11 protein-coding genes are annotated in these 14,359 nt (G+C 63.0%); all 11 read right to left on the reverse strand.

From position 1 onward, the window contains the following. Nucleotides 1-33: 33 nt before the first annotated feature. Nucleotides 34-1,104 carry a bifunctional DNA-formamidopyrimidine glycosylase/DNA-(apurinic or apyrimidinic site) lyase gene (gene mutM, locus HMPREF2879_RS02395; protein ID WP_070634736.1) on the reverse strand — a complete coding sequence of 357 codons (1,071 nt, stop codon included), beginning with the start codon at nt 1,102-1,104 and terminating at the stop codon, nt 34-36. A gap of 75 nt (nt 1,105-1,179) precedes the next feature. Beyond that, nucleotides 1,180-1,869: a ribonuclease III gene (gene rnc, locus HMPREF2879_RS02400; RefSeq protein WP_049349058.1), complete on the reverse strand. Its 690-nt coding sequence runs from the start codon at nt 1,867-1,869 to the stop codon at nt 1,180-1,182. A 16-nt stretch (nt 1,870-1,885) separates the two neighbouring features. Then, entirely contained in the window at nt 1,886-2,089 is a 204-nt protein-coding gene (gene rpmF / locus HMPREF2879_RS02405) for a 50S ribosomal protein L32 (RefSeq protein WP_005505656.1), read from the reverse strand. Between the two features lie 30 nt (nt 2,090-2,119). Next, a complete protein-coding gene (locus tag HMPREF2879_RS02410) occupies nt 2,120-2,728 on the reverse strand; it encodes a YceD family protein (protein WP_012903341.1) in 609 nt (202 codons plus the stop codon). 239 nt (nt 2,729-2,967) lie between these two features. Then, the gene (gene coaD / locus HMPREF2879_RS02415) at nt 2,968-3,444 is read right to left on the reverse strand and encodes a pantetheine-phosphate adenylyltransferase (RefSeq protein WP_049349056.1); all 477 of its coding nucleotides are present in this window, start codon (nt 3,442-3,444) and stop codon (nt 2,968-2,970) included. Between the two features lie 110 nt (nt 3,445-3,554). Continuing rightward, complete coding sequence (rsmD, locus tag HMPREF2879_RS02420) at nt 3,555-4,214, reverse strand: 16S rRNA (guanine(966)-N(2))-methyltransferase RsmD (RefSeq protein ID WP_070634737.1); 660 nt, start codon at nt 4,212-4,214, stop codon at nt 3,555-3,557. A 110-nt stretch (nt 4,215-4,324) separates the two neighbouring features. Next, the gene (locus tag HMPREF2879_RS02425; RefSeq protein ID WP_083309624.1) at nt 4,325-7,942 is read right to left on the reverse strand and encodes an ATP-dependent DNA helicase RecG; all 3,618 of its coding nucleotides are present in this window, start codon (nt 7,940-7,942) and stop codon (nt 4,325-4,327) included. Further along, complete coding sequence (locus HMPREF2879_RS02430) at nt 7,939-9,243, reverse strand: DAK2 domain-containing protein (RefSeq protein ID WP_049356668.1); 1,305 nt, start codon at nt 9,241-9,243, stop codon at nt 7,939-7,941. Before HMPREF2879_RS02430 ends, HMPREF2879_RS02425 begins: the two co-directional genes overlap by 4 nt. 244 nt (nt 9,244-9,487) lie before the next feature. Further along, nucleotides 9,488-10,840, reverse strand: coding sequence for a thiamine-phosphate kinase (locus tag HMPREF2879_RS02435; RefSeq protein ID WP_070634738.1), 1,353 nt, complete (start codon nt 10,838-10,840; stop codon nt 9,488-9,490). A 78-nt stretch (nt 10,841-10,918) separates the two neighbouring features. After that, nucleotides 10,919-12,565 (reverse strand): PT domain-containing protein, encoded by a 1,647-nt coding sequence (locus HMPREF2879_RS02440; protein ID WP_305793977.1) that lies wholly within the window; start codon nt 12,563-12,565, stop codon nt 10,919-10,921. 661 nt (nt 12,566-13,226) lie between these two features. Then, a complete protein-coding gene (locus HMPREF2879_RS02445; protein WP_049347437.1) occupies nt 13,227-14,345 on the reverse strand; it encodes a D-alanine--D-alanine ligase family protein in 1,119 nt (372 codons plus the stop codon). Nucleotides 14,346-14,359: the final 14 nt, after the last annotated feature.

Raw genomic sequence — 14,359 nt, forward strand, 5'->3', positions numbered from 1 at the left:
GCCGTCATATGCATAACTAGCGTGAGTTTGTGCCTATCGAGAGCGTGGGGCCCGCTGGCAGTGCGGGCAACGGTAGGATGAGCGGTTCTGGAACGGTTCGCGCACCATCAGGGTTGTGCGGCCCGCCTCCGCGCAACGGTGGCAGGGCTCCCCTGCACGACCGTAGGCGTTCAGCGAGCGCTCAAAGTAGCCCGACTCCCCGAGCACGTTCACGTACAGGGCGTCGAAGCTTGTGCCGCCAGCCGCCAGGGACTCACGCAGCACCTGGGTGACCGCCTCCAGCAGTTCGCGGGTTTGGGTGGCGCTGAGGGTGCGTGCGGGCTTCGCGTAGTGCAACCGTGCACGCCACAGCGCCTCGTCGGCGTAGATATTGCCCACGCCGGAGATCACCGACTGGTCCAGCAGCACCTTCTTAATGCCGCTGGAGGTGCGCAGGAACTTGCGGCGCACCGCCGCGGGGTCGAAGAACTCATCCAGCGGGTCGCAGGCAATGTGCTTGACCGCCTCCGGTACTAGAAAATGCTCCGGTACTTCGCTCTGCCCCATTTCATCGGGCGCTGCTTTATTCGTTGCAACCGCTGCGGGTACGTCCGGTACCAGCGGGCTGAGGAACATGCCGCCGAAGATGCGCTGATCCACGAAGAGCAACCACTGCCCGGTGCTTGCCCGGTTGGTGCTCGCCGCGCCACCGGTAGCTCCCGCAGCGCTGGTAGCTCCCGCCGGTCCTAGTTCGAGCGCCACGCGCAGGTGCCTCGGCTGCTCATCAAAGGCCGCACGCGCCTGCAAATCATTACCCGAGTCACTGCCCATTTCGCCGCCCGGCTCATCGCGCACGAGCAGCTGACCGCTCATGCCCAGATGCACCACGAGCGCCTCGTCGGCGAGCGTGCCGTCCGCCTCGCTCAGGGTCAGCCACAGGTACTTGCCGCGGCGGTAGGCGCCGCGCAGCGCCCTGCCGGTGAGTGCCGCTTCAAAGTGGGCGGGACCGGGCAGGTGCCTGCGCAGCGAACGGGCATCGACCACGCGCACCGCCCGCACGGGCCGACCCAACGAATGGTCGGCAATACCCGCACGAACGGTTTCCACCTCGGGCAGTTCGGGCATGAATTACTCCAATCAGCGGGGCTACAGAATCAAGAGCCCGCAGAGCTAACAGGCCTGCAGGATGCTTGAATGAGCCTAAATCAGAACGCGGTACGCCTGCTCAGCGGCAAGGCGCTCCGCCTCCTTCTTGCTCGGACCCACACCGGTACCGGCCTGCTGGTTCGCCACAATAGCAACCGCAGTGTACACGCGCGCGTGGTCGGGGCCCTCGCCGGTCACCTCGTAGCGCACGTCTCCCCAGCCGCGGGCGGTGGCGAGGTTCAGCAGCTCAGTCTTCCAGTCGCGTCCAGAGTTCAGGACCTTCTCATCGTCGAGCAGCGGCGCAATCAGGCGCAACACCAGGTCACGAGCCGCCTCGCGACCGCATTCCAAGTAGGTCAGGCCAAAAATCGCTTCCATGGTGTCGGCAAGGATCGAGTCCTTATCGGCGCCGCCGGTGTGAATCTCGCCCTTACCGAGCAGGATGTACCTGCCCAGGTCAAGGTCGCGTGCCACCTTCGCCAACGCCACCGTAGACACCACCACGTGGTGCAGCTTCACGAGCTCACCCTCGGGCAGGTCGGGGTAGCGTCGGTACACTTCTTCAGCGATCGCCAGGGAAAGCACCGAATCGCCCAGGAACTCCAGGCGCTCATTATGCTCCACTCCGGGGTTCTCGAAGGCGTAGGAGCGGTGGGTTAGGGATAGCAAAAACGTCTCGGCGTCGATATCGACTCCGAGACGTTTACGCAACTCCCTAGTATCAACACTAGGAAATTCAGTCATAAGGATTCACCGCTTCTTAGGCGTCTGCAACCTTACGGCCCTTGTACTCCAGGAACAGGGCGTTGCCTGCAGCGTCGGTTACAACCTTTGCCTGGTGGGGCAGGCTGTAGGTCACGCGACCGTTTTCAACGGTCTTAACCAGCTGGGGCACGGATGCCTTCCACTGGGAACGGCGTGCGCGGGTGTTAGCGCGGGACATCTTGCGCTTGGGAACAGCCACAGCTATCTCACAATCTCTAGTAACAACAATTTAGTTTTCGGTATCTGCACCGAGCAGGCCCTGTAGGGCCGACCAGCGCGGATCCAACACCTCGTGATGATGCCCGGGGTCATCCTCCAGGCGCGCACCGCAATCGGCGCACAGACCCTGGCAGGTGTCCCTACAAACAGGCTGGAACGGCAGTTGAAGGATTACTGCGTCCCGCAGAGCCGGTTCAAGGTCGATGGAATCATCCTCAACGGCGTACTGCTCATCTACTTCGTCTTCGGGGCCGCCAGCCGGGGCCTTCTCAAAGACGAAAAGCTCTTGAATATTGGCCGACATCTCGTAATCAATCGGATCCAAGCAGAGGCTACACTCGCCGTGTACATCCACAACGACGGAGCCGGTTACTAGGATACCATCAACAACAGACTCCATACGAATATCGAGGTCAATATCCGAACCCTCTTCCACGCCGATGAGCGTGTTACCCAGGTCTGCCGGTGCGGGCAGAACCTCAGTGAGAGTTTCCATGGTGCCGGGGCGGTGAATCAGGTTAGTGACCGATACCACCAGCGGCGATGCGTCTGCACGTGAAATGGCGTTTCTCCTTACGAAATGTATAAACCAAAGTCCCATTTTAGGGGTCATTCGCACCGTTAATCAAGATTAAGCGCCTTTTAAATCTCTTTAAGTGGCGCTCACCTCTTAAATATCCCCTTAAGGAGGCGCCGCGCGGCATTTAATCGGCCGGTCGGGGCTACTACTGGGGGATTTTAAGTGCCCGGCCGGTGGTGCAAGTTATTCTACCGGAGCCCTGCCGGTGGGCATGTCGGGCGTGTCGGGTGGGTGCACACATGGGTTGCCCGGGGTGCCCGGGTTGATGAGGCGTTTTCCTAGGCGCTCTTCAGGGCGCGGGCAACCGCCTCCGGCACGAAGGGAGTCACGTCACCCCCCAGCGACGCCACCTCACGAATAATCGTGGACGACACCGCACCGTAGCGGTCCTCACCGGCCAAGAACACCGTCTCAACCTGCGCCAGGTGACGGTTCATGCTCGCCATCGGAGCCTCATAGCTATAGTCCGTCGCAGAACGCAGACCCTTCACCAGCACCTTCGCACCACGCTCCGCCGCGTACTCGGCAAGCAGCACGCCTGGCGGAATCGGCTCCACGCTCACGCCCTCAATGCCGAGCTCCTGCAGGGATTCACGCACCAGCTGCACGCGCTCCTCCAGGGAGAAACGGTACTTCTTGGAGTTATTGTGCGCCACGCCCACGATCACCTCGTCAAAGAGCTGAGCGGCGCGGGCAATGATTTCCAGGTGGCCGTGGTGCACGGGGTCAAAAGATCCGGGGCAGAGGGCAATCATGGCGGTCCCTTCACGAATAAATATCAGAGGTTGGAATGGCTGGGGGCGGGTGGGTTAGAGGGGTTGAGCTCGCGGGGGATGCGCGAGCGCAGGGTTGCGCGAGCGCGGGCTTAGGCTGCGAGCTCTTCAGCGTCCTCGCCGGGCTCAGTATTCTCGCCGGACTCGTCGCCCGCCTGCTCCTCCGCCTCGTCAGGCTCCACGTAGTAGAGCACCGTCTCGCCGTGCTGACGGGTCGAAAAACAGTACAGGCCCTCGCCCCACACCGGCTCCGCATCGCGCGAAGAACGCTCCACCACGACCACGGCACCCTCGGCAAGCTTGGGGGTGAGCGCCTCCAGCAGCTCGCTGACCTGCTCGTTCGGCATGGCGTAGGGCGGGTCAACAAACACCAGATCCCACGGCCCGGAGGCGGATTTTACGTAGGTCAGCGCCTGAGACTGCTGCACGCGCGCCGCAGAACCGGTAGCACCAGAAGAACCGGTGCGGCCCATCGCCTTCTCCACCGCGGCAACGTTCTTGCGAATCACCGCAACAGCCTTCGGGTAGGTGTCCAGCAGAGTCACGGAGGCCGCACCGCGCGAGAGCGCCTCGCAGCCGAGCGCGCCCGAGCCGCCAAAGGCGTCCAGCACGCGAGCGCCACGAATAATGTCGTAGCTCTCCAGCTTGGAGAAGAGGGATTCCTTCACCCGGTCGGTGGTGGGGCGAGTATTATCCCCCGGAACCGAGGCAAGGCGAACGCCTCCGGCGGCACCGGAAATAATACGGCTCATAGGGTCTCTCCTCTTAACTAGTGCGGTGTGTTGAAGTCACGGTTTCAGTCGGTGGCGGGCAAGGCAGATTGGTGGGCACAACTGGCAGAGCGTTCTGCCCTGTGGGGCGCTTATCCCCTGCCGAGGAACGCCTCACGGTCAGCGTCCAGAGCGCGGTCAATCGTACGCGCCAACGACGGATGCTTAGCCAGCGTCGGGTCCTTCTCCACCACCGAGCGGGCATCCTCGCGGGCACGCTCAATAATGTCAGCATCGGCGAGCGCCCGCAAGAACCGCAGGGTGCTCTTCGAGCCCGATTGTGCAGCACCCAGAATATCACCCTCACGGCGCTGCGCCAGGTCGATGCGGGAAAGCTCAAAGCCGTCCGTGGTGGAGGCAACCGCATCCAGGCGCTCGCGGGACACGCCGCCCTCCTCCTGGCGGGTGACGAGCAGGCAGGTGCCCGCGTAGCCGCCGCGGCCCACACGACCGCGCAGCTGGTGCAGGCCCGAGATGCCGAAACGGTCGGCATCCATGATGATCATGAGCGTGGCGTTCGGGACGTTCACGCCCACCTCAATGACGGTGGTGCTGATGAGCAGGTCAATCTCTCCGCGCTCGAAAGCGGTCATGACGGCGGTCTTCTCCGCCGGGTCCATGCGGCCGTGCAGGGTGCCGATACGCACGCCGACGAGGGCGTCCTCAGCGCTCAGGTACGAGTACATTGAGGCGACCGAGGTCAATTGAACCTTGCCGTCGCTACTGGCGCTACCGCCCTGCCCGAAATAGCCCTGGGCAGAGTTGCCCGCGCCCGCACCCGCACCGTTCAGGCTGGATGCGCCAAAGAACGCGGCGCCTTCCTCCATGCCGTCGCCATCCTCCCCGATTTTGGGTACGACAACATACACCTGGTGGCCCGCATCGATTTCTTCGCGGGCGCGCCTCCACAGCCGGGACGCCCAGGCGGGCTTCTCGGCAAGGGGTACCACGTGCGTTGAGATTTTCTGGCGACCGGCGGGCAGGGTGTCGAGCACGGACACGTCCAGGTCACCGAACACGGTCATGGCGACGGTACGCGGAATGGGCGTTGCGGTCATGACCAGGCGGTGCGGCAGAACGCCGTCGGTGCCGCGCAGGCCGTCGCGCTGTTCCACGCCGAAGCGGTGCTGCTCGTCCACGACGACCAGACCCAAATCGTGGAAGCTCACCTCATCGGAGAGCAGGGCGTGGGTGCCAATCACAATCTGGGCGGTGCCGTCGGCGAGCTCCTGCAGAACCTTGCGCTTGGCGCGGGTACCCATGGAGGCGGTCAGCAGGCGCACGCGCACACGGCGGGGTTCATCCCCGCTCCTCGAGGGAGTTTCCTCGGCAGAACCGGCGGCTGAATCGTCAGAGTCTTCGGGCGCCGCCATATCCCCCAGGATGTCCAGCACCGAACGCAAATGCTGCTCGGCAAGCACCTCGGTCGGGGCGAGCATCGCGGACTGGCCGCCCGCATCGGCCACCTGCAGCATGGCGCGCAGAGCCACCACGGTCTTACCGGAACCCACATCACCCTGTAGCAGGCGGTTCATGGGCGATTCGCTCGACAGATCGGCGGCAATCTCAGCGCCCACCTTCTGCTGCCCCTCGGTTAGCTCGTAGGGCAGAACCTGAAGCAGCTGATCGGCGAGTCCACCCTCCACGGCGGGGCGCGGCTGAGTCAGGTGCGCGGCACGCGCCGAATGCAGGCGGGCGAGCGCGCTCTGCAACACGAATGCCTCGCGGTAACGCATCTGCGCCTGCGCGGCACGCCAGGTGTCCTCCGAATCGGGGGTGTGCAGGGCGCGGTACGTCCACTCCAGGGAGGGCACCTTGCGGGCGCGACGAATCGTGTAGGGTACCGGGTCTTCGAGTTCTTTGAGCGGCACCTTTTCGAGCAGCTGCACCATGTAGCCGCTGATGCGGTCGGTGGGCAGCTTCACGGGGGCGCGGTAGACGGGCACGGGGGCGGTGGCGGCGTCGGTGACGTCCGCGCCGGAGGCATCCTTCGAGAGCAGGGCGTAGTGCGGGTTGGTGAGGGTGTATTCGCCGCGGTAGATGTCGACCCTGCCCGAGAACATCATGGTTTCGCCCTCGTGGATTTCTCGGGCGGCGGTCCAGGCGTTGAAGAAGGAAAGCTTCATCTGCGAGCCAATAAGCGCACCGGGGTTCGTCATGCTGGGCGCGGGCACGCCAAAGAGGCCTCCCTGCACGAAGCTATCCTGTGCAAAACTATCCTGGCCGTAGCTATCTGCGTAGCCGCTATAGGAGGCGGGCTGGGCTCCCCTGCCTTGGGCGGTGTTAGCGAGCGCGTTAATGCGCGGGTTGTGCATCCCGGTTGCCTGCCAGTTCTGCGCGGGCACACCGGATACGCTGGATGCACTGGAGGAACCGAGGCGGTTAGCGCGCCCGGGCACCACGGAGACGGGCCCTCCAGCGCCAAAACCGCCAGCCCCAAAACCGGCGGGTGCGTCCTGCCCGGTGGCGTCGGAAAGCCGGTCGGTGATGGTCACTTCCGTGATTTTGCCGCGGCGCGCCGCCATGGTTCGGGTGCTCACGTGCACCACGCGGGCAATGATGGTGACGTCCTGGCCCTCAACGAGTTCGGCGAAGGAGCTGAGCTCGCCGCGCGGCAGGTACTTGCGCGGGAAGTATTCGAGCATCTCCCCGACGGTGTGCAGGTCCAGGTGCGTGGAGATTGCCTTGGCGCTGGGCGCGGGCAGGTACTTTTTGAGCGGCGCATTTTCGATGCGATCTTCGGAGGCGTAGCGTGCCAGAGCACGGCTCTTAGCCTCCGCGACGGCTGATGCGGGCTTCTCAGCCGCAACTGTCTTAGTAGTAGCTTGCTTAGTAGCTGTCTTCTTCGCGGAAGCTTTCTGGGCGGACGCTTTCTTCGGCGCGGGGGTTTTCTGTGCAGGCGTTGCCTTCTTGGAGGCGGTTTTCGGCGTAGCGGTTTTAGGCTTTGTCGGGGTTTTCGATGCCGGGGTTCTCGATGTCGAGGCTTTGGAAGCAGGAGCTTTCTCTGCGGGCACAGTCTTCTTCGCTACAGCCTTTTTGGGTGCAGACTTTTTGGTCGCGGACTTTTCAGCTTCTATCTCGGGCGCACTCTTCTTCGGCGCAGGCTCCTGCTCGACCTCTTCGCTTGCCTTCGTTACCTTTTGCGGGCGCGCCGGAATATCCCGCGCGGCAGTTTCACTCTCCTGCGGGCTCGGTTCGTTCTGAACTAGTTCTTTCTGGGCAGGTGCCTTCTGAACCGTCTTCTTCTGAGCGGGTGCCTTGCGGGTTGCCTTCTTCCGTGCGGGCTCCTCCGCCTGAGTTGCCTGCCGCGCCGCCAACGCAATATCGACCAGCTCGTAGAGAGCGTCGTCGGTCATGGTGTGCGCGGCGGGGCCCAGCGAATGTTTGAGCGTCTTGAGCGCCTTACGGTAGGGTGCGCTGGCGCGCTGTGCCGCGCGTTCGCTCAGTTCGGCGCGGCTCACCTCGCCGCGGGCGTAGGCGGCAAGATCACGCACGGTCAGCTCGGCGGTGGTGCGGAGCTGCTCATCGCTCAGTAGAAGCGTAGCTTTTTTCCCCCGCTGAGCGCGGGTAGGCTCGACAGCCGTTGACTCTGCGGGTTCACCCTGCGCTGCCTCGGCCTTCGCAGGTTTAGTCTTAGCGGGCGCAGGCTCGGGAAGCCCCAAATCCAGGGCTTCCTGCTGTGGGTTCACGGAACGTCGGGCGGGGCTCATACGCCGCCCTCCGCACCGCACGCGTGGTCGGCGTGGTGGCCATCCGTCAGGGAGGAAATACGCTCATCCGCCCACTGCCCGTAGCCCATAATCAGCTCGCGGGCGGGGTCGATGTCGGGCACATGCACGTGCAGCGCCCAGAGTCCAGCCGCCATGTCCAGGGGCGTAATGAGCAGACTGTCACCCATGGCTTCAAGTTCGGGGCGCAACTGCGCCAGGGCGAGGGGCTCGCAGGTCAGCGTACCCATGAGCTCCCAGCCGCTCTGCTCCGCGTGTTCTGCGTGCCCACCTTCTGCGTGCTCGGCAGGTTCAGCGCCCGCCTGTTCAGAACCCACTCGTGCCGCAGAACCGGCTACAGAAGTCACACCGGCAGAGGGAGCACGGAGCATGGACTCCACCTGCGCCTCGTTCAGGATCGCGCCCTCCCAACGCGGGTTGGAGTGCACCACGGCAAGGTAGAAGCCGAGCGCGCCAGCATCCACGAAACCTGCAAGCTCGGGTGAGGGCGGGAACTGCGCGGTACGTTCCAGAGCGGCACGCATCAGCGCACGTCGACGCTCTTTGAGCACCTCGTCAGCGGCATCCGTATCATAGTGCGCGTCCAGGCGGGCGAGCTCCACCATGACCGACAGCATCGTGGAGGGCACCATCTGCTCCCCCACGCTGGCGCGAATACGCTCAGCCGCGAACGCCATCGCGCGCGCCTCCGCGTGGGCGTACTCCAGCTTCACTTCGCGGTGCTTCGGCAGGGAACCGCCAGCCAGCACACGCTCGTAGTCTGCTTCCAGGGCGCGCACGAGCGGCAGCTCATCGGCTGCGTCGCCAAGCTCCCGAGCGAGGTTTCCGGGCAGGAACCAGTAGCTACGCACCGCCTCCAGCGCCCAGGCGCAGAGCAGGGTACCCGAGTTGCCGCGTGCCACACGGGATGCGCGCATAATCGCGTGCTCGTAGATTCCACCCAACTGAATCCACAGGTGGGCGAGGGTTTCCTCGTCAGAGGTGCCCTCCCCGCCAAGAATTTCGCCCGCGGGAAGAACCTCACTAGAAAGAATTTCACCGGGCAGAACCTGCTCCATGCCCCGCTCAAACTCCTCGGTCAGGGTCAGCAGGGTGTGGGCAATATTGGAGCCTGTATCCTTATCGGGCACGGGGAACCCGTTGAGCTCATTGAGCGCCTCGCGGTAGCGTTCGATGGTGGTGCGGGCGGCGGTGGACCACGCTACGCCGAAGCGGTAGGCGCGCACGCAGGCGCGGCGGTAAATCTCGCGCTCTTCGGTGCGCTGGTTCTGTTCTGCGTTCACGCTACCCTCCTCGTCGGTTTCGTCAGTTTCGCGTGGTTCTCGGCTGAATTCTCAGCTAGTTCTCGATGTTCTGCACTGCCCGCAGCACGGGCTGAATCTAACCTGTTTCGTACTTCTATTCTAGGTAATTTCGGTTAAATGTACGGTATTGCCGGTCATCTATCCCGCGGGATGAAAGCACGGAGGATGAAAGCCCGGACTAAACTTACAAACCGCACGCACCTCGCGGCACTCGATGGAACTCCTATGCGGAAGCCCCGTAGTGCTCCCAGCCCATGCCGTCCAGGGAGCGGCCGTCCATCACCACCGCGGCGCCGGTCACCGTATCATGGCGGCGCTCGGAACCGTAGAGCTCGGCGCTCAGCCCGCGCTCCGGGGCATCCGCAACACAGGTTCCCAGGGGCACAAATTCTTCGGGCACATCGCCGGGGAAGGTCGCCAGCAGGCCGTGATCTTCTCCGCCAACCAGCACAAAGGTACGCGCCAGGGATGCGGGACTCTCCCCCACCTCGTTACGCTCACCAATCACCAACAGCAGGCGCGCCAGGGGCAGCAGCGGCTCGGCAAACGCATCCACGGCGGCGCGGTCGAGGCGCATCTGCACCCCGGATGCGGCGGCAACTCGTCCAGCATCCTTGACGAGCCCGTCGGAAAGATCCAGCATGGAGCTCGCCCTATGCTGGCGTGCCACTTCACCGGCGGGGATGGGGCTGACCGGGTGGTGCTGCGAGTCGACGGCACGCTCGCAGACCGCGAGCATATGCGCGGCGTCTTCGGGGGTGAGGGTGAGGGCTAGCTCGATGAGTCCTTCAGGAAGAGCGGCTGAGTCTTCACCCGACTTTTCAGCCTGCTTCTGAGCCCACGCCTGAGCTACCGCCCCCAGCGCCGCCTCAGCATCCTGACCTGCGGCGATGGCGCGCAGTAGTGCCGTGGCGGGCAGGGAGAGCGGGTTGAGCAGCAGGCGCAGACCGGCATCGGACCAGGCGGTACGCCCCGCCAGGGCGATAGTGTCGCCGGGGCGCGCACCGGAGCGTAGCACGGCGCGGTCCGTGTAGCCGAGGGCGGTAACGGTCACCGACATTTCGGTGGAGTCGCCAATATCGCCGCCGCCAATCACGCATTCGGTGGCTCCGCAGGCGTTGATTCCGTCCACAATGCCGTGGGCGAAGCCGTCAATCCAGCCGTAAGGAGTGCTACCGGGCAGGCTCAAGGAGATGAAGAGGCTCGCCGGGCGCGCACCCATAGCGGCAACGTCGGCGAGGTTCTGGGTCGCGGCTTTGCGCCCCACATCGTAGCCGCTACTGCGGGCGGGTTCCAGATTGAACTCACCGTCTTCGCCCGCCCGTGCGATACCGCCGGGCCAGAGGTTCATAAAGTCTTGGTCCTCAACGAGAGTGTCGGTGGTGACCACGGTACGCTGACCGGGCGCGGGCTCGGCGAGAACGGCACAGTCGTCGCCGGGGCCCACCTCGAGGGGTTCGATGCGCCCCGCCTGGCGTGCTGCAGCGGCAACCTGCTCGTTGTGGGCGTTGATAATCGGCATGAAAGCGCGCAGAACGCGGGACTCCCCCAGCTTTGAGAGAGGTGTCTCTCGCATGGGGTTGTCCCGCGTTTCGCTAAAAGTCTGAGGATTCACATCCTCTATTATCGCGTATTCTTACGCGTTATGTTTGCCTTATGCTCCGCGGCTGAAGTAGCGGATTGCCAGAGCAATCAGCACCAGACCGATGAGTGAGAAGAGGATCAGCGGTGCAATGCCGGAAAGTCCGGAATCGTCCGCGTCCGCATTCTTCACGGCCTGCTCCTGGGCGGCGTTCGCGCCGTCAGCCTTTGCCACGCTCTTTGCGGAGCGGCTGGCGCTAGCCGAGGTGGAGGAGCTAGGCGACTTCGAAGCCGATACCGAGCTTGAGGAGCTCGAGGGGCTTACCTCGTGGGAGTGGTCCTCGTCGGTCTTATTGCGCGAGAGGTATCCAGCAACCCAGTCTGCCGCACCCGGGATGGAGTCATTCGAGCCGTTATTGGCTGCAATTCGTCCAAGGGTGGTACCGCCGGAACGCAACGGATCGTCATCGTCGCCATCAAGCCTGTCGCTCGGTGCCTTGCTCGGTGAAGAGCTCGAAGATCCCGAAGAGGAACTTGAGGATTCAGAGGAGTTGCCCGGTCGCGGAAGCTCAATGGAGATGATGACATCTTCCCCAGAGACTTCCTGACGATTGCCGGGGACGGTCACCGGGTTGTTCGCCGGAGGAATCGGAGCAACAGGTTCGGTCTCGATCGGGGTAACCGATTTGGAGTCCGAGCTGTCCTTGTTATCCTCTACCGGAGCTACGGGAGCTACCGGAATCACGGGGATGACCGCGTCCTTGGTCGGCTCGTTAGTCGGCTCCTGCTTAGCTTCCTTGGAGGGCTCCTGAGTCGGATCCTGAACCGGGGCCGGGACGACCGGAGCCTGAGTCGGCTCCTCTGAGGGTGCCTCGCTCGGTTCCTGAGTCGGCTCGGGAGTTACGTCCTTGGTCGGTTCAGGAGCGGGCACCGGATTCGGCTCCGGAGCGGGGTCCTGGGTCGGCTCGGGAGTCGGCTCCGGGGTCGGTTCGGGAGTAGGTTCCGGATTCGGTTCCGGATTCGGTTCGGGGGTCGGTTCGGGAGTAGGTTCCGGAGTCGGATCCTGAGTAGGCTCCGGGGTCGGCTCGGGAGTTACATCCTTCGTCGGCTCGGGAGTAGGTTCAGGGGTGGGCTCTACCGTAGGCTCAGGAATCGGATCCTTGGTGGGTTCCGCGGTGGGCTCCACAGTAGGCGCAACGGTCGGTTCCGGAGTGGGAGCAACAGTAGGTTCTGCCGTCGGCTGGACCGTAGGCTCCGCAGTCGGAGCTACAGTCGGCTCAGCCGTCGGAGTTGCAGTAGGAGCAACACTCGGTTCGGCACTTGCGCTAGGAGCTACGGTCGGCGTAGCAGTAGGTTCAGCGGTCGCCTCCTTAGAGGGCTCTGCGCTAGGACTCGCCGTAGCACTCGGGGTTGCGGTAGCACTCGCAGAAGCGGTGGGCTCGGCAGTAGGCTGCGCGGTAGCGTTCGGGCTGGGCGTAGCACTCGCGGAGGGCTCGGCGCTAGCGGTGGGCTGAGCACTCGAAGAAGCGCTAGGCTGAGCGGTGGGCTCTGCCTGCGCTTTGTCAGTCTTATTGTCCCCCTGAGCGGTGGGCCATGCGCTCACGGTTGCGAGCGTGGGTACTGCCGCCTGAGAGGAAGATGCCGCGGCCGCGGCGGGGTCCAGGGTTTGGCTTGCGGTGCCGACAGGGTTCGGCGGAAGCTGTGACGCTGCCTCCTGCACATCTTGAGCAAATGAGGCTACGTATGGACTTCCGGAAGCAACCAGTGCTGTCGCCAGACTCGCAGAGACCACCTTACGGTTTCGTTTTCCCAAAGGTTGTCCTTGACTTTCTAATACGTTGTGAGTGAATAGATACCCAATCGCTAGGGCAGATTGGATATGCCTTCATCTATTCTACCGAATCGGCTTTTTCTTCATTACTCATTTTAGCGCTTTCATACCAATCTTTGAGCTTCAAGATGTGCAACGACCATCAACCACATCTTTTTATTACCTAGAAGCATCATTTCATGCACTTATGAGCAGAATTATGTTTTGCCTTATCAATACCACTTTAAAACTTGCACTCCACTATCCAAGCAGCCTCGAGGCGAGTGTGAGTGATTTTTCTCATGGGTGAAATTCGAGCGATTCTCATCAAGATGTAGAGGCTAATACGTACCAATTACCCTTCCCACAAAGGCAGTAACTTGCCCACCGCGCAAAAAGCGCCCCGGCGCGAATCCCTCAAGAATCCGCACCGAGGCGCCTTACAGCAGGGGCTACTCCCCCACCGTTACGTATTCAATAACTGAGCGCAGTCAAAACGACAGCGTGCCCAAGAACTAACGCAGCTTCAAGAACAACTAACGCAGTCTCAGAACTAACGCAGCCTCAAGAACTAGCGCAGACCCAGGGGTCGTTCCATCGCCAGGGTCAGCAGCTCGCTAATCAGGTCAGTGTAAGAGATGCCGGTGTTCTCCCACATGGTCTTGTACATCGAAATCGGGGTGAAGCCGGGCATGGTGTTCACCTCGTTGATGACCAGGCGGCCATCCTCGGTGTAGAAGAAGTCCGCACGAGACAGACCTTCACCATCCAGCGCCAGGAACGCCTTCACAGCCAGCTCACGCAGACGATCCTGCACATCCTGCGGCAGGTTCGCCGGGCACACGGTCACAGCGGAAGACTCAGAAACATACTTCGCCTCAAAGTCGTAGAAGCCGTGATCCTCGTCCACAACCTCAATCTCACCGGGGTAGGATGCGCGGGGCATCTCGCCGTGGTGGCCATCGAGCACAGCGCACTCGATTTCGCGGCCCACAATACCCGCCTCAATAATGATCTTCGGATCGTGGCGGCGCGCCTCTTCAATCGCGGGCACGAGCTCCTCCACCGAATCCACCTTGGTAATACCGAAGGAAGAACCTGCGCGGGTCGGCTTCACGAACATGGGGAAGCCCAGCTTCAGCACGCGCTCCAGGATCTGCTCGCGGTCCTCGTGCTCCCACTGGCGGTTGGTGACAACCTCGTAGGGGCCGACCTCCAGGCCAGCAGACTCGAAAGCAACCTTCATGAAGTGCTTATCCATACCCACAGCGGATGCGGTCACACCGCAACCCACATAGTGCAGGTCAGCCATTTCCAGCAGGCCCTGCACGGTGCCGTCCTCACCGAAGGGGCCGTGCAGCAGCGGGAACACAACGTCCACCGGTGCGGTGCGGGTAACGTTACCCTCAGCATCCACCAGGGTCAGGCGGGAATCGCCGGCGCCCATCGGCAGGAACACCTGCTGGGTACCCTCGGGGAACTCTGCGGTACCGCGAGTGCCAGCGGTCAGCTCGGCAAGCTGCTGCTCGTCGGTCAGGTACCAGCGGCCGTCACGGGTAATACCGATAGTGATGACGTCGTAGGCGGTGCGGTCAATAGCGCCCAGAACGCCGGCAGCGGTAATGAGCGAAATCGGGTGCTCGGAGGAGCGGCCACCGCACAGCAGGGCGACGGTCTTCTTCTCGGTCATATATTTCTCCTAGT

It is taken from the genome of Rothia sp. HMSC069C04 (assembly GCF_001812895.1).
Lineage (GTDB): Bacteria > Actinomycetota > Actinomycetes > Actinomycetales > Micrococcaceae > Rothia.